The sequence below is a fragment of the Haloarcula ordinaria genome (assembly GCF_029338275.1).
Classification (GTDB): Archaea; Halobacteriota; Halobacteria; order Halobacteriales; family Haloarculaceae; genus Haloarcula; species Haloarcula ordinaria.
The window spans coordinates 1255722-1271678 of the sequence record NZ_CP119789.1; the positions used below are offsets into that span (position 1 = coordinate 1255722).

Consider the following 15957-nt stretch of genomic DNA (forward strand, 5'->3'; position numbering starts at 1 on the left):
CGCCAGGGCCCCACGAGTGCACAATGACCGTTCTCGAGGCTGTCCACGAAGCCCACGACGCGACGTTCCGCGAGGTCGGCGGCCGGCGCGTCGTCGACAACTACGGCCGCCCGGAGCGGACCCACCGGGCGGTCCGCAACGTCGCCGGTGTCTGTGAGTTCGGCTACGGCGTCCTCGTCGTCACCGGCGAGGACCGCGTCGAGTACGTCGACAACGCCGTCTCGAACCGCGTCCCCGAGGCCGACGGGCAGGGGACGTACGCGCTCTTGCTGGACCCGCAGGGCCGGGTCGAAACCGACATGTACGTCTACAACGCGGGCGAGCGCCTCTTGGTCTTCACTCCGCCACAGAAGGCCGAACCGCTAGCCGAGGAGTGGGCCGAGAAGACGTTCATCCAGGACGTCGAGTTCCGGGTGGCGACCGACGACTTCGCGACCTTCGGCGTCCACGGACCGAAGTCCACGGAGAAGATCGCCAGCGTCCTCCACCAGGCGTCCTCGCCCGAAGCGCTGCTCTCGTTCGACCGTGGCGAACTCGGCGACGCTGGCGTGACCGTCATCCGGACCGATAACCTCGCCGGCGAGGAGAGCTACGACGTCGTCTGTGGCGCCGACGACGCCGAGCGCGTCTTCGATACGCTCGTCAACCGCGGGCTCAACGCCGTTCCCTTCGGCTACCGGACCTGGGAGACGCTCACCCTGGAGGCCGGAACGCCGCTGTTCGACACCGAAATCGAGGGGCAACTGCCGAACGACCTGGGCCTGCGCAACGCGCTGGACTTCGAGAAGGGGTGTTACGTCGGGCAGGAGGTCGTCTCGCGCGTCGAGAACCGCGGCCACCCGAGCACGATGGTCGCCGGCCTGGCCGTCGACGGTCTGCCCGAATCGGGCGCGGCCGTCTTCGCGGGCGACGAACACGTCGGCGAGGTCACCCGCGCCGTCGACAGTCCGATGCGGTCGGCGCCCATCGCACTGGCGACCCTCGACTGGGACCTGCCCGAGGACTCGCTGACGGTCCGAATCGACGACAGCCCGGTCGGCGCACAGCGGGTGTCGCTCCCCTTCGTCGAGGGCTCCGCGACGTCGGCGCGACTGCCGACCTACGAGTAGCCGGCGTCGTCGGCACCGTCTGACTCGCCCATGTAGTATTCGACGGCCACCAGCGCGGTGTACGCCGAGAACGCCGCGAGACACATCCCGCCGAACTGCGTCAGCGCGGTCAACGCCGGCTGCACGTTCTGGTACTGGAGCGGCGCGATGATGAGCCACACCCCCACGGCCGTCGCCATGACGCCGGCCGCGAGTCGGGGCCGGCCGCGTTCGCGAATCGTCAGGAAGTTCTTGCCGGCGAAGATTGCGCCGACGACCGCAGAGAGCGTCACGCTCCCACGGATACCCGGATTGGCGCCGAGCGCCAGCGGGCCGACGAACGCGACGAGACAGCCAAGCAGGGCGACGACTGCCGACGCCCTGGTGAACCGAGATGCCTGCATACCAGTGGGTGTCGGCGGGTCAGGGTAAATAGGTTGTACCAGCCTCCGGGTCGCCACTCACTCGGTCAGCGGCAGGATGATACCGAAAATCAGCGGCGCGAACAGCGCCACTAGGATACCGAGTCCCTCCATGTCAGTGAAGAGCATGTCGCCCCACCCCGGGAGCGGGCCGACGAGTACGGGGCCGATGACTTCACCGAGCACGCCGAGCGCGAAGAGGCCGACGCCGAGCAGGAACCCGCGTTTGGCGAGCGTCGCGTGGTCCAACCGTCGAGTGCGTCCCATACTCGCCGGCTTTCTCCTACCCCGTTACCTACTTTTCGTTTTCAGAAAGGCTATAGGAGTCTGTCGCCTCGACACCGACGATGAACGCTATCGTCACCGAATCGCTCGCGGAGTTCGCCGGTCTGCTGCTCTCGCTCGTCGCCGCCGGCCTGCTGACCGTCGTCGGCGCGCTGACCGAGAGTGCTGGGCTCGCGAACCTGCTCGCCGGCCAGTCGATGCTCGGCCTGTGGGAGCTGTGGATGGGGGCCATCGCGCTGTACGCCGGCGTCTACCTGCTCGGGTACAAGCGCGTCGTCGCGTACGCGGCGGCTCGCTGAGCAGTCCGCCTTTCGTCCCGACTCACGACCGCGAGAGCAGCGCCTTCAGCTGCTCTCGCGAGAACAGCGTGGTCGGCCGGTCCATGTGGACCCCGATTTCCCCCTCGAACGCTCTCATCCCCATTTTCTGGAGCGGCTTCGGCACCGAGTAGCCCGCGCGGACGGCGTGGCCCAGTCGAATCTCCGAGCGGAGGTCCGCGCGCCACGCCCGCTCGTAGTCGCCCAGCGTCCCCGGGTCGTCGGGGGCGATCTCCCGGGCCGCGTGGTCGGCCGCGGTCATGCCGTAGAGGATGCCGCCGCCCGTGAAGGGCTTGGTCTGGGCCGCCGCGTCGCCGACGAGGAACGACCGGTGGCCGGTGACCCGCCGGGACGGCCCGATGGGAATGAGGCCCGAACAGCGGTGGTCCGGCTCGACGCCGTAGCCGGCACAGAATTCCTCGAAGCGGCCGCGGGCGTCGTCGCCCGGCGGCACGGCGAGGCCGTACTCGACGCCCGCCTCGCCCCGGGGGATGCGCCAGGCGAAGAACTTCGGGACGGTGAGGTGGACGTCGACGAAGTCCCCGTGGTCCACCTCGTCGGTGAACCCGAGGACACCGTGGAGGAGTTCGTCGGGTTCGGGCAGGTCGAGTTCGCGACGGACGCGGCTCTTGGGGCCGTCACAGCCGGCGACCAGTTTCGCCTGGTGGGTCTCGACGCCGTCCGGCCCGCGAACCGTGACGGTGACGCCGTCGCGCTCCTCGCTGACCCCGACCACGGTGTGGTCCTCCCGAACGTCGGCCCCAGCCTCGCGGGCCAGGTCCGCGAGGTGGCGGTCCAGCCCCACGCGGTCGATGACGTTCGAGATGACCTCGTCCTTGTAGAAGGGGTGGTCGGCACTGCCAGGCCCGCCCGTGTGGAACCGCGCGCCCGAAATCTCGTTCTGGAACAGCTCGTCGCGGGCGCTCTCGCCGGTGTACGCCCAGATGTCCGTGCTGACGTGGCCCGAGCAGGCCAGTGGCTCCCCGACCGTCCCCTGCTCGAAGACGAGCACGTCGAGCCCTCGCTCGGCGGCCCGGCGGGCGTACCGCGACCCGGCCGGGCCGGCTCCGACCACGACGACGTCGTGCATACTCGGACGTGGGTGTCAGGCGACAAATACCTTCTCGATTAGGCGGCTCGCTGTGACCCGGTCACAGGGTGTCCGCTGTTGGTTAGGTACACCGGATTTATCCTCGGGGGTGGTCTGAAGGGATATGTCCGAGTACCAGCCCGGCGTCTGCAACATCGGCGCGACACAGCGACGCGCACGACGGCTGTCAGGCATCGGTTCGTTCGGTATCGCGGGTGCCATCATCCTCGCCGTGGCGCTCGCCCAGCTCCCGTCCGGGGCGCTCTGGCTCACCGTCCCGTTCGTCTTCGGCGGGTGGGTTGGCACCCTCCAGGATTACTTCCAGTTCTGCGTCGCCTTCGGCGCGCTGGCCCGTTACGACCTCTCGGGCTCCGGCGGGTCGAGCGGGTCGGTCGCCGAGCGCGAGGCGGTGCGAGCCGACCGGAAGCGAGCGGCCCAGATACTCGTCGCTGCGACCGTCTTCACCGTGGCGACGACCGCCGTCGTCGTGCTCCTCGGTGGGGCCCTCTAGACGACCGCCAGTCCACGGGGGACCTGGTCGTAGTCGTCGTGCCACTCGCCGACAGGGGTCCACTCCCGACCGTCCGCCGACCGGAACAGTCCGTGATTGCTGAGCGCGTAGAACGCCGTGTCGTCGGTCGCCAGCACCGGCCGGGCGAGTCCGTCCGGGTCGGGGAGGCCCGCCATCGCGTGTGCCCACTCGTCGCCGGTCCAGCGGTAGACGTGGCTCGTCCCGGTCGTGCTGTGGGCCGCGTAGGCCCCGCTCGCCGCGGAGACGACCACGCGGTCGGGGTCCTCGGGATGGACGGCGACGCTCCAGACGTAGCGGTGGTCCAACCCTGCCTGCGGGTGGGTCCAGGTCGCTCCCCGGTCCGCCGAGAGCGCGTAGCCGTCGCCAGCAGCGGTGTACACCCGGTCGGGCGCGTCGGGGTGGGTCGCGAGCGTGTGGTTGTCCCGCCGAGCGCCTTCGGGGTGGTCGACCCACGTCTCGCCGCCGTCGGGACTCCGGACGAACGCGCCGGCCTCGATGGCGACGTACAGCTGTTCGGGGTCGTCCGGAGCGACGGCAAGCCAGCGGACGTGGTGCGTTGAGGGCCGCGGTGGGAACGACCACCGCGACGCCGACTCGAGGTCGGTCAGCCCGCCGCGCTCGGTCCACGACTCGCCGCCGTCGGTCGAGCGGTAGACGGCGCTCGGTTCGGTCCCCGCCCACACCACGTCGGGGTCGTGTGGGCTGACGGTGACGCTGGTCACCCGGTCGTCGGTCGCGAGCGATTCGGTCCACCTCTCGCCGCCGTCAGTCGTCCGCTGGAGGCCGGCGTCGACGGTGCCGACGAACGCCCGGTCCGGGACCGAGGCGTCCGCCGCGACACATTCGATAGTCCGCCCCACTAGCCGCTCGGTCCACTGCGTACCGTCGCCGATCAGCACCCGGTCTGTGAGTCCGGCGTACACGTTCATACCTGACGTTGGGCCCGACGGGACAGAATACTGTCGGCTGTGCTAGTCGACGGCGGGTCCGGGATTCGCTGGCGTGCTGCTTCGGAGGGGACGCGGGTAACTGCTCGGTCACCCCGTCCAGCGGAGGCCGACCATCACGAAGACGATAGCGAGTTGCATCACGCCCTGGATGCCGCCAAGCTTGGCGTTTCGCATCCCGATATCGGAGATGAGGTCGACGTCGGGATTCTCGGAGACGACCTGCCGGTAGATACGGATCTCGCCGGGGAGGATGACGCCGAAGCCCTGCACCGACAGCAGCGTGACGATGGCGAGCGCCGCGACGACCCACGGCGAGGTCATCGCGAAGCTCGGCAGGGCCGTCGCCAGATAGGCCCCCGACCCGACGACGGCGAGCGCGAGCGCCACCAGCGTCTTCGGGTCGGTCAGCGCGTCGAACTGGTAGCCGATGAGCAGCACGACCGGAATCAGCGTCGCCGCCGTCATGAGCGCCAGCCACGGGTCGGCGTTGGGGAACTTCCCGAGCCGGAGCGCCAGCACGATACCCCCGGTGATGGTCACCGTCGCCAGCGCCGGCATCAGGAACGTCATCTTCGGCGTGAACGTGGTGAAGAAGGCCGCCCGCTGTTCCGGTTCCTGGCTCCCCAGTACTGGCCCCAGCACGAGTCCCATGAAGAGGTCGATACCGGTCCAGAGCACCCCGGCCATCACGTGGACGTAGGTGAGCGACCGGAGGTTCCCGGTCACGAGCGCCGCCGCGAGCGCCAGCAACGGTACCGCCACCGCCCCGACCGCGAACGCCGGATTCGCCTGTTTCGCGAGCCCCCCGATGCCCCGTTTCTGCTGCACCTGGTCCGCTGTCGCACCTGCCATATGCGAACGCATGCTGTGGCTGAAATAAAAGCGTTCGTGACGGTGCGAGGATTACTGATTGACTCGCCGACGTCGGCGACTAGTCGTCGTCGGCCGCCGGCTGGGCCACGTCGCGGTCCGCTCGCGGGCCCTCGAGGTCGACGCTCGGAAGCAGGTCACGGAGGTACTGGCCGGTGTAGGACTCGTCGGTCCGCGCCACCTCCTCGGGCGTCCCCGCTGCGACGAGCGTCCCGCCGTTCTCCCCGCCCTCCGGGCCGAGGTCGAGGATGTGGTCGGCGTTCTTCACCAGGTCGAGTTCGTGCTCGATGACGACCACGGTGTTGCCGTCGTCGGTCAGGCGGTGGAGCACGTCGATGAGCTTCCGCTCGTCCTCCGGGTGGAGGCCGGTCGTCGGTTCGTCCAGCAGATACAGCGTCTCGCCGGAGTCCTTCTTGCCAAGTTCCTCGGCGAGTTTGATTCGCTGGGCCTCGCCGCCGGAGAGGGTGGTCGAGGGTTGACCCAGTTTCATGTAGTCCAGCCCGACGTCCTTCAGGAGCTGGAGGCGGCGGCGGATGCCCGAGTGGCTCTCGAAGAAGTCGTAGGCCTCCTCGACGGTCATCTGCAGCACGTCGGCGATGGTCGCGCCCTTGTACGTAACGTCCAGCGTCTCGTCGTTGTACCGGGCTCCGCCACACTCCTCGCAGGGGACGTCGACGTCCGAGAGGAAGTTCATGTCGATGGTGACCGTTCCCTGGCCGCCACAGCCCTCACAGCGGCCGCCCTTGACGTTGAACGAGAAGCGTCCCTTCTCGTACCCGCGCTGCTTCGAGAGGCTGGTCTCGGCGAACAGTTCGCGGATGTGGTCGAAGACGTTGGTGTAGGTCGCCGGGTTCGACCGGGGCGTCCGGCCGATGGGTGACTGGTCGATCAATCGTACCGTCTCGATGTTGTCGATGCCCTCGATATCGTCGTGCTCGCCGGGGTTGACGTCGGTGTCGTTCATCCGGCGGACCAGTCCCTTGTAGAGCACGTCGTGCATCAGCGTCGACTTCCCGGACCCGGAGACGCCCGTGATGGCGGTGAAGGTACTCAGTGGGAACTCGACGTCGAGGTCGGCCAGGTTGTGCTGGCGCGCGCCCTTCACCGTGAGCGTCCCGTCGCCCTCGCGGCGTTCCTCGGGGACTGGAATCACCCGTTCGCCCGAGAGGTACTCGCCGGTCACCGATTCGTCGCTCGCCATGACCTCCTCGACGGTGCCGTTGACGACCACCTCGCCGCCGCGCCGGCCGGGACCGGGACCCATGTCGATGATGTTGTCGGCCCGGCGCATCGTCTCGGTGTCGTGCTCGACGACCAGCAGGGTGTTGCCCAGGTCACGCAGTTCTGCCAAGGTGTTCAGCAGGCGGTCGTTGTCCCGGTGGTGCAGGCCGATGGAGGGCTCGTCGAGCACGTAGAGGACGCCGACGAGGCCGGAGCCGATCTGAGTGGCCAGCCGGATGCGCTGACTCTCGCCGCCGGAGAGCGTCGCGGCCTCGCGGTCCAGCGTCAGGTACTCAAGCCCGACCTCCTTCATGAAGCCGAGGCGGGCGCGTATCTCTTTCAGGATCTCCTCGGCGATGGTCGTATCGCGCGCCGAGAGGTTCGCCTCCAGCCCCTCGAAGTGGGCCAGCGCGTCGCCGATGGACATCCGGCTGACCTCGGTGAGCGCGGTCCCGTCCACGAGGACAGCCCGCGACTCGGCTTTCAGGCGGGTCCCCTCGCAGTCCGGACAGGTCGTCGTCGCCATGAAATCCTCGATGTGCTCGCGGGCGCGCTCGGAGTCCGTCTCGACGTGACGCCGTTCCAGGTTCGGGATGACGCCCTCGAAGCGCTCGGTCTTCTCGCGCGTGCCGTTCTTCGTGCGCCACTGGAAGTGCACGAGGTCGTCGGTCCCGTAGAGGAACTGGCGTCGAATCTCCGGGTCCAGCTCCTCGAAGGGCGTCGAGACGTCGACGCCGAAGTGCTCAGCGACGTTGTCTATCTGCCGGGAGTAGTAGGTCCGGTCGTAGCTCCAGGGCTCGAAGACGTGCTTCAGGGGCTTCGAGGTGTCGCGGACGACCAGGTCCTCGCTGACCTCCTTGGTCTCGCCCAGCCCCTCACAGGCTGGACAGGCACCGTGCGGGGAGTTGAACGAGAACGAGCGCGTCTCTATCTCGGAGATGTCGATGCCACAGTGCGTACAGGCGAGTTCCTCGGAGAGTTCGACGACTAGTCGGTCCTCGTTCGCGTCCTCGGCGTCGTCGTGAGCCAGATCGCCCGTCCGCCGGCTGGTCGACCCGCCGAGCGTGTCGGCCGCGCCCTCGGGCGGGTCCGGGAGGACGACCTTCAGCGTCCCCTCGGCCTCGCTCAGCGCCGTCTCGACGGAGTCGGTGATGCGCGAACGTGCCTCTTTCGAGACCTTGATGCGGTCGACCACCACGTCGACCGTGTGGTCGTAGTTCTCGTCGAGTTCGGGGCGGTCCATCGTGAGGTCGTACTCCTCGCCGTCGACCTCCACTCGCGAGTACCCGTCGCTCACCAGGTCGTCGAACAGGTCCTCGAACGCACCCTTCTGGTCCCTGACCACGGGAGCACACAGTTTCGCACGCGTTCCTTCGGGGAGTTCGAGGATGCGAGACACCATGTTCTGGGCCGACTGCTCGCCCACCTCGCGGCCACACTCCGGGCAGTGGGGCACGCCGACGCGGGCGTACAACAGGCGGAGGTAGTCGTGCAGTTCGGTGACGGTCCCCACCGTCGAGCGGGGGTTGTTCGCGGCGTTCTTCTGGTCGATGGAGATGGCCGGCGAGAGCCCCTCGACGTTCTCGACCTGTGGCTTGTCCATCTGGCCCAGGAAGTTCCGGGCGTACGCCGACAGCGACTCGATGTAGCGCCGCTGGCCCTCCGCGTACACCGTCTCGAACGCGAGCGACGACTTCCCCGACCCCGACAGCCCGGTGACGACGGTGAGCTCCTCGCGGGGGATCTCCACGTCGACGTCCTTGAGGTTGTGTTCCGCTGCGCCCGTGACCTCGATGACGTCCTTACTCATCTATGGCGTTCCCAAGGAGTGGGTCGGGGAAACCCTGTCGGTTGCGACCGCCCGACGCGGTGCCAACACGTTCAAGGCCCTGACCGGAGCACTCCGAACCATGAGCGCGCCCTCCACGTACGACATCAGCGGCATCGAACTCACCGACGACTCCTACACTGTCGAACAGAGCCTCGTCCGGAACAAGTACAAGGCGATGGACGCCGCCGGGAACGTCGTCCTCCGGGGCAAACAGAAGATGTTCAAACTCAAGGAGGAGTTCCCCTTCGTCGATGGGAACGGCGACGACGTCTTCTCGGTGACGGCCGCGAGCATGCTCGACGTGGCGGGCAACTACGTCCTCTCGGACGCCCGGACCGGCGAGGAGGTCGTCGTGCTGGACAACGACTTCTCCCTGTTGCAGGACACCTGGCGGGTCCGTGACCCCGAAACGGGCTCGGAACTCGCTCGCATCGACTCCCGCGGTGCGCTGGTGACCATCGCACGGAACACCCTCCCCTTCGGTGGGTGGATTCCGCACAAGTACGAGATTACCGACGCGGAGGGCGACCACGTCGGCCGTATCGACGGCCAGTTCTCACTGAAGGACCGGTACGAGATAACCATCGACGACGCCAGCGACGTACCGAAGGAGTCGGTCATCGCCGCCGCGATGGTCATCGACGCAATCCAGGGCAACTGACGCGGCGGTTCACACCCGGCAGACTGACGACCGAAGCCTTCTCTGGCGTCCGACCCGAACGGGTCGTATGCGCCGCCGTGGATTCCTCCAGCGCCTCGGTGCCGGCGGTCTCACTCTCGGTCTCGGGACCGGGGCCGTCGCTGGCCATCCGGCACCGACAGACGACAGCACTGCCGGGCGGGCCACCGGGACGCCGACCGGCAACGGGCTGCTGGGCGTGCTGGACCTGCCCGCTGCCCACGAAGCCGTCGTCAGCCCGGACGGCCACACTGCGTACGTGGCTGTCGGCGACGGCGTCGCGCTGGTCGACATCACCGCGCCGGCCGACCCGCAACTACTCGCGACCCGGACGGACCTGCTCGCCGACAGCGCCGACGGCCCGATGCAGCGCGTCCAGGACCTCGCCGTCAACGGCTCCCGCCTGCTCGTCGTCGGGCCGGCCCACCCCAGCGAAGGGGCCCGCGGCCTCGTGGTGTTCGACGTCAGCGACCGCCAGACCCCCCGGCAGGTCGCCACGTTCGAGTTCGACTCGACGGTCCACAACTGCGACTTCGACGGCCGCTACGCCTTTCTAACCGCGAACGGCCGCGAGTCGAACCCGCTGGTCGTCGTCGACACCGAGACCGAACGCGAGGTCGGCACGTGGTCGCTGTTCGACGTCGACGGGCGCTGGCGGGACGTCTCACCGGGCCTGCGCTCGCTGCACGACGTCACTGTCCAGGACGGCCGGGCATATCTGGCCCACTGGGACGCCGGCACGTGGATACTGGACGTCGCCGACCCCGCCGCGCCCGAACTCGTCTCGAAGGTCCGCGGGCGGGACCCCACGACGCTCGCTGCCGTCGCGGAGCCCTGGCGAGAGAGCAGTCTCCCGCCCGGCAACGACCACTACGTCACCGTCGACGAGGACGCGATGCTGCTCGGCGTCGGGAGCGAGACGTTCGCGCTCGAGGACGGGACCGGCGGGCCGAGCGGTATCGAGCTGTTCGACGTCAGCGACCCGACGGCGCCCCAGTCACTCGCGACCATCGAGCCGCCGCCGTCGGAGAACCCGACGCGGGACGGCGTCCTGACGACGGCACACAACTTCGAACTCACCGAGGGACGGTGTTACGCGTCGTGGTACCTCGGCGGCGTCACGGTCCACGATATCACTGACCCGTCGAACCCACGGGCGGTGTACCGCTGGCGCGACAGCCAGCGCGCGTCGTTCTGGACCGCCCAGCGAGCGGGGGAGACGTTCGTCGCCACCAGCACGAACGCCCTCGGCGGGGTCGAGGTCCAGCCCGGACTCTACACGTTCGCCGACCCGTCCGACGAGGGCTCGGCAGGGACCGACGCACAGACGGGGACCGACGAGTCACGGAACGGCGACGGTGCGGCTGCGGCCGGCGCCGGCGGTGCCGGGTTCGGCGTGGCGGCGGCGCTCTCGGCAGTCGGGTTGTGGGCGTGGCGACGGCGTGGGGAGTAGTTCTAGTTCAGTGCGCTCTCGACGGCCTTTGCGACAGCTCGTGCTCGCGAGGCGAGGTCCTCGGGGACGTCGCCGGCCTCGACAGCAGCCGCCAGTTCGTCGTCGTCGACGCGTTCGACCGTGCCGTCGGGGTACTTGACGACGTCGACGTGCAGGTCGACGTAGCGGGCGACGTCCGGGAATATCTCGACGGGCGTACAGACGTTGACGTAGGTGCCTTTCGATGTCCCGTCGCTGCCCCGGTAGGTCGTCGGGTACCACCAGCGGCCTTCCTTGACCGTCGTCCGGGCGACGTCGCCGGACTCCTTCGGCGTGCCCAGCGCGTCGTAGGTACCGCCGCCCGTCATCTCGCGCTCGATGGTCACCGTCCCGTCGGAGTCGACGGACTCGACGTCGCCCTTGCCCAGCGTGATGAGTCGGCCGTCGGGCTTGCCGTGGCCCAGCGCCAGCGACCCGCCCGCCCGTGGCCCGAACTGGCGGGCCGTCACGGCGAAGGGGAAGTCCGTCTCGTCGTCGGCCCCGGGGTCTGAACACAGCGCCTCGACGTAGTCGACGGCCGCGCTGGCGGCCCGGTCGCCTGCCTTGACGCGGTGGTGGCCTGCCATCGTCGCCGTGACCGCGCGGCGCTGCTCGTCGAGCGCGAACCGGCTCTCGCGGCCGAACCACACCCACACCGTCCGACCGGCGCCGGCGTATTTCGTGGGTGCCGCCTCCGCGGCCGGTGCCGCGTCGTCCAGCGCCGCATCGAGTGCCTCGGCCCGTTCGTTGGCCGCAGTCAGTGCGTCGGCGAGCGCCCCGAAGTCGGCGTCGTCGCTCGCCGGTTCCCAGGAGATGCCCCAGCCTTCGCGGGGGTCGGCGTCGATGACGTCCAGCATCGCTGGCCCACCAGCAGCGGTCGTGTTCGAGCGGCCGCGCGTGAGCGTCAGCAACTCGCCGCGGACGGCGAGCGTGGTCGAAAGCACCGGCCGCCCGTCCGTCCACGGCGCGCTGCTGTCGACGACCTGGACGCGCACGCGGTCGCCGGTGTCGACCCGGTCGGTGGCGTTCGAGTAGGGGAGGAATCCCTCGCCGTCGCCGCAGTCGACGACTGCACCGCTCCCCAGCGTCTCGGTCACTTCGCCCGCGTACACCGCGCCCTCGGGAAGCGGGGCGTCCCACCACAGCGTGTCCCGGCCGAGGTCCGTCAGGCGGTCCAGGACTGCCCCGACCTGGTCCGGGTCACCGACGACGCCCACGCCCTGCTCGTCGCTGGTCGTCTCGACGGCGACGGCCGCGTGTTCGGTGGGGAAGTCGGCGTCGAACCGGTCCTGTATCGGCCCGGAGGCTTGCACCACGTCGACGTCTGCTTCGGTCAGCAGGTGGGTCAGCGCCGTCGCGTAGATGCCCCTGACCCTGACCGTCATAGCGCGTCCTCTCGGCCGGCGAAGCGGACGCGCGAATCGACCGTCGGCCCAAGCGACAGCTCGACGGCGCCATCACTCAGGACGCGGCCGCCCTCGACGGGGACGCCCCAGGTGTCGAACCGGAGGTAGCCCCGGATGTCGTCGGCGTGCGTGAACAGGTCCAGATACTCGACGGTGTGTTCCTGGATATCGCTATCACTGTGTGCGAGGTCTATATCGGAGTAGACCGTCTCCCGCCCGTCGAAGAACGCCTCCAGGTCGGCGGCCGCCTCACCGGTCGACTCGACAACGGCCGCGGACGCCGTCTCGATGGTCTCCTGGGCCACCCCGGCCTCACGGAGCGCCTGCTGTTCGCGCTGTGTGAAGTGCATAGCCGTCGTTCGACGGCGAGGCAGGAAAACGTCGCGGAATCAGGCCATCGCGTTCAGCACGAGCATCAGGATACCGAAGAGGAGCCCGAACGCGACGATGGTTCGCGGGTCGACCCGGATGGTGTTCGTGTCTTCGGCGTCGAAGTACCGGACGAGTCCGGCACTGGACATCAGTCCGCCGCTGTTGCTGCTCATACACTACCCTGTCGTCGCGCCCGGCCTAAGCCTTTCGCCTTTCTCGGGCCAGCCCCTGTCCACTGCGAGCCACGCGACGCCAGCCATGTGTGTTGCCCACGTCAAGACGGCGGTCGACGACCAGACGGATAGTCCCCGGACCCTCGGACGAAACCTGACTGTACGGCCCTCTCGTCGGGTGTCACTCCGGTCTTCGGGATTGTGCGAGGCCACCACACATTGATAACCCTTATCTGATTTCACGGTCAACGACGTAGAGAGTACAATGACGGTGAAACTCATGGACTTCTACGCCGACTGGTGTGGTCCGTGCAAGACGCAGGACCCGATTCTCGAGGACCTCGAAGCCGAATGGAGTGAGGTCGAGTTCGAGAAGATCGACGTCGACAAGGAGCAAGATATCGCGAACGAGTACCAGGTCCGGTCGCTGCCGACGCTCATCATCGAGAACGACGACGGCATCGTCGAGCGCTTCGTCGGGGTCACGCAGGCCGACGACCTCGAAGCGGCACTGCAGCAGGCTAGCGCCTGAATCGGTTCTTCTCGAACGGCTTTCGCGTCCAGAGCGCCGGCGGTGACCGCTCCGATGGTCGCCCGCTGGCCGCGGTTTCCACTCGACCGACAGCGTTAGGCACGGCCCGTCCCTTCCGACGGCCATGGAACGCCGTGCGCTCGCGGCCGTCCTCGCGGTCGTCGCCGTGCTCGTCCTCGCGGTCGTCGTCCTCCAGTCGGGCCTGTGGGTGTCCGTGCTCGGCGTCGGCCAGTACGAGGAGGGAACGGTGACCGTCCGCGAGGGAACCGCGACCGAGACCGCGTCCACGACGCAAACGGCGACTGCCACACCCGATGCCGACGCGACCACGGTCTCGGTGCAGGACGACGCGACCACCGGCGAGGTGCTCGGGAGCGTCGAGGTCCGCATCGCCGACACCTTCCAGCAGCGTTACGTCGGCCTCAGCGAGACGGCGTCGATGGGTCCCGACGAGGGGATGCTGTTCGTCCACGACGACGAGGAGCGCCACGCCTACGTCATGCGGAACATGTCCTTCGAGCTCGACATCATCTTCATCGCCGCGAACGGCACCATCACGACGATTCACCACGCTTCCCTACCGCCCGAGGGGACGAGCAACGAGGAACTCGAACGCTACGAGGGCCGCGGACTGTACGTCCTGGAGGTCAACCGCGGGTGGGCCAACCGCACCGGCGTGACCGTCGGTGACCGGGTCGAACTGCCCGACGCCGCGACGTAGACGGGCGACGGGGAGCCCCCGACCCCGACGCGCTTTTGCGCGTGCGGGCCCTTCGCCACGGTAATGGATATCGATGCGGGCACCGAGGACGACGTGTTCGAGGCCGCCCGCGAGCGCGCCGACCGCCCGATGCTCCGGTTGTTCACGCAGTACGGCGAGGGCCAGCGCGGCGCGTTCGTCGTCGGTCTCGTCAGTTCTATCTTCGCCCGGATGCTCGACCTCCTGCCGCCGCTCCTCCTGGCGGTCGCCATCGACGCCGTCATCCAGGACGAGACGGCGTTCTCGCTGTGGGTGGTCCCCGACGCGTGGCTGCCGACCGAGCCCGCCGGCCAACTGTTCCTGACGACGGGTATCATCGCCGCGACGTTCGGCTTCGGGGCGCTGTTCCACTGGAGTCGCAACTGGGGCTGGAACAAGTTCGCCCAGCACGTCCAGCACGCGGTCCGGACCGACACCTACGAGACGATGCAGCGGCTGAACATGGACTTCTTCGCCGACAAGCAGACTGGCGAGATGATGTCGGTGCTCTCGAACGACGTCAATCGCCTGGAGAAGTTCCTCAACGACGGCCTGAACTCCACCTCGCGGCTCGTCATCATGGTGGTCGGCATCGCCGCCTACCTGTTCGTGATGAACTGGCAACTCGCGCTGGTGGCGCTCCTGCCGGTGCCCATCATCGCCGTGTTCACCAAGCGGTTCATCGAGACCATCCAGCCCAAGTACGCCGACGTGCGCTCCTCTGTGGGGCAACTCAACTCGCGCCTGGAGAACAACCTGAGCGGCATCCAGATAATCAAGACCGCCAACACCGAGTCCTACGAGTCCGAGCGCGTCGAGGACAGCTCGCAGGACTACCTCGACGCCAACTGGGACGCCATCGAGACGCGCATCACCTTCTTCCCCGCGCTGCGACTGGTCTCGGGGCTGGGCTTCGTCGTCACCTTCGTGGTCGGCGGGCTGATGGTCATCGGCCAGCCACCGGGCCCTATCACCTCGACCCTGAGCCCCGGGCAGTTCGTCGCGTTCATCATCTACACCCAGCGGTTCGTCTGGCCGATGGCGCAGTTCGGCCAGATAATCAATATGTACCAGCGGGCTTACGCTTCGGCCGAGCGGGTCTTCGGGCTGATGGACACGCCGGGACGCCTCGACGAGGCCACCGACGCCGAACCCCTGGCTGTCACGGACGGCGCCGTCACGTACGACGACGTCACCTTCGGCTACGGTGACGACGACCCGGTCGTCGAGGACGTCTCCTTCGACGTCGAGGGCGGCGAGACCGTCGCCTTGGTGGGGCCGACCGGCGCGGGCAAGTCGACCCTGCTGAAGCTCCTGATGCGGATGTACGACGTCGACGACGGCGCCGTCCGCATCGACGGGCAGGACGTCCGGGACGTGACGATTCCGAGCGTCAGGCAGGCCATCGGCTACGTCAGCCAGGAGACGTTCCTCTTCTACGGCTCGGTCCGGGAGAACATCGCTTACGGTACTTTCGACGCCAGCGACGCCGATATTCGCGAGGCCGCGAAGGCCGCCGAGGCCCACCAGTTCATCGAGACGCTCCCCGAGGGCTACGACACGATGGTCGGCGAGCGCGGCGTGAAACTCTCGGGCGGCCAGCGCCAGCGCATCGCCATCGCCCGCGCGATGCTGAAAGACCCCGATATCCTCGTCCTGGACGAGGCGACCAGTGACGTCGACACCGAGACGGAGATGCTCATCCAGCGCTCGCTCGACCAGCTGACCGCCGACCGGACCACCTTCGCCATCGCCCACCGCCTCTCGACCATCAAGGACGCCGACGTCATCCTCGTCTTAGAGGACGGTCGGGTCGTCGAGCGGGGGACCCACGAGGCGCTGCTCTCCGAGCACGGCCTCTATGCCAACCTCTGGGCGGTTCAGGCGGGCGAGATCGACGAACTGCCGGAGGACTTCGTCCAGCGGGCGATTCGACGGCGCGCGCGGACCGACGCGGACGACTGACCGGCCGCAAGGCC

The 15957-nt window shown here is 68.3% G+C and carries 16 protein-coding genes and 1 pseudogene; 8 read left to right on the top strand and 9 right to left on the bottom strand.

What is annotated here, in order from left to right; genetic code table 11:
* The first annotated feature begins 23 nt into the window (after positions 1 to 23).
* A complete protein-coding gene (gene ygfZ, locus P1L41_RS06620; protein ID WP_276298076.1) occupies positions 24 to 1109 on the top strand; it encodes a CAF17-like 4Fe-4S cluster assembly/insertion protein YgfZ in 1086 nt (361 codons plus the stop codon).
* Here the strand turns inward: ygfZ and P1L41_RS06625 are convergent.
* Positions 1100 to 1492, bottom strand: a complete 393-nt coding sequence (locus tag P1L41_RS06625; RefSeq protein WP_276298077.1) for a hypothetical protein — start codon at positions 1490 to 1492, stop codon at positions 1100 to 1102. The genes ygfZ and P1L41_RS06625 overlap by 10 nt on opposite strands.
* A 57-nt stretch (positions 1493 to 1549) precedes the next feature.
* On the bottom strand, positions 1550 to 1777 hold the full coding sequence (locus tag P1L41_RS06630) for a DUF7860 family protein (protein ID WP_276298078.1): 228 nt from the start codon (positions 1775 to 1777) through the stop codon (positions 1550 to 1552).
* 80 nt (positions 1778 to 1857) lie between these two features.
* On the opposite strand from P1L41_RS06630, the gene P1L41_RS06635 reads away from it, so the two are divergent.
* The gene (locus tag P1L41_RS06635; protein ID WP_276298079.1) at positions 1858 to 2094 is read left to right on the top strand and encodes a DUF8151 family protein; all 237 of its coding nucleotides are present in this window, start codon (positions 1858 to 1860) and stop codon (positions 2092 to 2094) included.
* Between the two features lie 22 nt (positions 2095 to 2116).
* Here the strand turns inward: P1L41_RS06635 and P1L41_RS06640 are convergent, their stop codons facing one another.
* A complete protein-coding gene (locus P1L41_RS06640; RefSeq protein ID WP_276298080.1) occupies positions 2117 to 3202 on the bottom strand; it encodes a geranylgeranyl reductase family protein in 1086 nt (361 codons plus the stop codon).
* 124 nt (positions 3203 to 3326) lie between these two features.
* Between P1L41_RS06640 and P1L41_RS06645 the strand changes: the two genes are divergently transcribed.
* Complete coding sequence (locus tag P1L41_RS06645; protein WP_276298081.1) at positions 3327 to 3713, top strand: hypothetical protein; 387 nt, start codon at positions 3327 to 3329, stop codon at positions 3711 to 3713.
* On the opposite strand, the gene P1L41_RS06650 is transcribed toward P1L41_RS06645, so the two are convergent.
* From P1L41_RS06650 to uvrA, 3 genes are all read right to left on the bottom strand, one after another.
* Entirely contained in the window at positions 3710 to 4663 is a 954-nt protein-coding gene (locus P1L41_RS06650) for a WD40/YVTN/BNR-like repeat-containing protein (protein ID WP_276298082.1), read from the bottom strand. The two genes, P1L41_RS06645 and P1L41_RS06650, sit on opposite strands and share 4 nt — an antisense overlap.
* Before the next feature lie 108 nt (positions 4664 to 4771).
* Complete coding sequence (locus tag P1L41_RS06655; protein WP_276298083.1) at positions 4772 to 5536, bottom strand: hypothetical protein; 765 nt, start codon at positions 5534 to 5536, stop codon at positions 4772 to 4774.
* A 79-nt stretch (positions 5537 to 5615) separates the two neighbouring features.
* Positions 5616 to 8585 (bottom strand): excinuclease ABC subunit UvrA, encoded by a 2970-nt coding sequence (gene uvrA, locus P1L41_RS06660; RefSeq protein WP_276298084.1) that lies wholly within the window; start codon positions 8583 to 8585, stop codon positions 5616 to 5618.
* Between the two features lie 100 nt (positions 8586 to 8685).
* On the opposite strand from uvrA, the gene P1L41_RS06665 reads away from it, so the two are divergent.
* Positions 8686 to 9267: an LURP-one-related/scramblase family protein gene (locus tag P1L41_RS06665; RefSeq protein WP_276298085.1), complete on the top strand. Its 582-nt coding sequence runs from the start codon at positions 8686 to 8688 to the stop codon at positions 9265 to 9267.
* A 67-nt stretch (positions 9268 to 9334) separates the two neighbouring features.
* Positions 9335 to 10738 carry an LVIVD repeat-containing protein gene (locus tag P1L41_RS06670; RefSeq protein ID WP_276298086.1) on the top strand — a complete coding sequence of 468 codons (1404 nt, stop codon included), beginning with the start codon at positions 9335 to 9337 and terminating at the stop codon, positions 10736 to 10738.
* A 2-nt stretch (positions 10739 to 10740) separates the two neighbouring features.
* Here the strand turns inward: P1L41_RS06670 and P1L41_RS06675 are convergent, their stop codons facing one another.
* The 3 genes from P1L41_RS06675 to P1L41_RS06685 are packed head-to-tail and all read right to left on the bottom strand — an operon-like array spanning position 10741 to position 12707.
* Positions 10741 to 12141: a ribonuclease FAU-1 family protein gene (locus P1L41_RS06675; protein ID WP_276298087.1), complete on the bottom strand. Its 1401-nt coding sequence runs from the start codon at positions 12139 to 12141 to the stop codon at positions 10741 to 10743.
* A complete protein-coding gene (locus P1L41_RS06680) occupies positions 12138 to 12512 on the bottom strand; it encodes a DUF7532 family protein (protein ID WP_276298088.1) in 375 nt (124 codons plus the stop codon). The genes P1L41_RS06675 and P1L41_RS06680 overlap by 4 nt, the downstream gene beginning before the upstream one ends.
* 39 nt (positions 12513 to 12551) lie before the next feature.
* Positions 12552 to 12707, bottom strand: a complete 156-nt coding sequence (locus P1L41_RS06685) for a preprotein translocase subunit Sec61beta (RefSeq protein ID WP_276298089.1) — start codon at positions 12705 to 12707, stop codon at positions 12552 to 12554.
* Positions 12708 to 12969: 262 nt separating this feature from the next.
* Here P1L41_RS06685 and P1L41_RS06690 point away from each other — a divergent pair.
* The 3 genes and pseudogenes from P1L41_RS06690 to P1L41_RS06700 all read left to right on the top strand — a co-directional run.
* Positions 12970 to 13239 (top strand): annotated as a pseudogene (locus tag P1L41_RS06690) (thioredoxin family protein); the annotation flags it as partial.
* Between the two features lie 124 nt (positions 13240 to 13363).
* On the top strand, positions 13364 to 13960 hold the full coding sequence (locus P1L41_RS06695) for a DUF192 domain-containing protein (RefSeq protein WP_276298091.1): 597 nt from the start codon (positions 13364 to 13366) through the stop codon (positions 13958 to 13960).
* Positions 13961 to 14023: 63 nt separating this feature from the next.
* Entirely contained in the window at positions 14024 to 15943 is a 1920-nt protein-coding gene (locus P1L41_RS06700) for an ABC transporter ATP-binding protein (protein WP_276298092.1), read from the top strand.
* The last annotated feature ends 14 nt before the right edge of the window (positions 15944 to 15957 follow it).

Excerpts from the sequence above, each read along its gene's own strand:
- ygfZ (WP_276298076.1), top strand. The coding sequence starts at position 24 with ATGACCGTTCTCGAGGCTGTCCACGAAGCCCACGACGCGACGTTCCGC.
- P1L41_RS06625 (WP_276298077.1), bottom strand. The coding sequence starts at position 1,492 with ATGCAGGCATCTCGGTTCACCAGGGCGTCGGCAGTCGTCGCCCTGCTT.
- P1L41_RS06630 (WP_276298078.1), bottom strand. The coding sequence starts at position 1,777 with ATGGGACGCACTCGACGGTTGGACCACGCGACGCTCGCCAAACGCGGG.
- P1L41_RS06635 (WP_276298079.1), top strand. The coding sequence starts at position 1,858 with ATGAACGCTATCGTCACCGAATCGCTCGCGGAGTTCGCCGGTCTGCTG.
- P1L41_RS06640 (WP_276298080.1), bottom strand. The coding sequence starts at position 3,202 with ATGCACGACGTCGTCGTGGTCGGAGCCGGCCCGGCCGGGTCGCGGTAC.
- P1L41_RS06645 (WP_276298081.1), top strand. The coding sequence starts at position 3,327 with ATGTCCGAGTACCAGCCCGGCGTCTGCAACATCGGCGCGACACAGCGA.
- P1L41_RS06650 (WP_276298082.1), bottom strand. The coding sequence starts at position 4,663 with ATGAACGTGTACGCCGGACTCACAGACCGGGTGCTGATCGGCGACGGT.
- P1L41_RS06655 (WP_276298083.1), bottom strand. The coding sequence starts at position 5,536 with ATGGCAGGTGCGACAGCGGACCAGGTGCAGCAGAAACGGGGCATCGGG.
- uvrA (WP_276298084.1), bottom strand. The coding sequence starts at position 8,585 with ATGAGTAAGGACGTCATCGAGGTCACGGGCGCAGCGGAACACAACCTC.
- P1L41_RS06665 (WP_276298085.1), top strand. The coding sequence starts at position 8,686 with ATGAGCGCGCCCTCCACGTACGACATCAGCGGCATCGAACTCACCGAC.
- P1L41_RS06670 (WP_276298086.1), top strand. The coding sequence starts at position 9,335 with ATGCGCCGCCGTGGATTCCTCCAGCGCCTCGGTGCCGGCGGTCTCACT.
- P1L41_RS06675 (WP_276298087.1), bottom strand. The coding sequence starts at position 12,141 with ATGACGGTCAGGGTCAGGGGCATCTACGCGACGGCGCTGACCCACCTG.
- P1L41_RS06680 (WP_276298088.1), bottom strand. The coding sequence starts at position 12,512 with ATGCACTTCACACAGCGCGAACAGCAGGCGCTCCGTGAGGCCGGGGTG.
- P1L41_RS06685 (WP_276298089.1), bottom strand. The coding sequence starts at position 12,707 with ATGAGCAGCAACAGCGGCGGACTGATGTCCAGTGCCGGACTCGTCCGG.
- P1L41_RS06695 (WP_276298091.1), top strand. The coding sequence starts at position 13,364 with ATGGAACGCCGTGCGCTCGCGGCCGTCCTCGCGGTCGTCGCCGTGCTC.
- P1L41_RS06700 (WP_276298092.1), top strand. The coding sequence starts at position 14,024 with ATGGATATCGATGCGGGCACCGAGGACGACGTGTTCGAGGCCGCCCGC.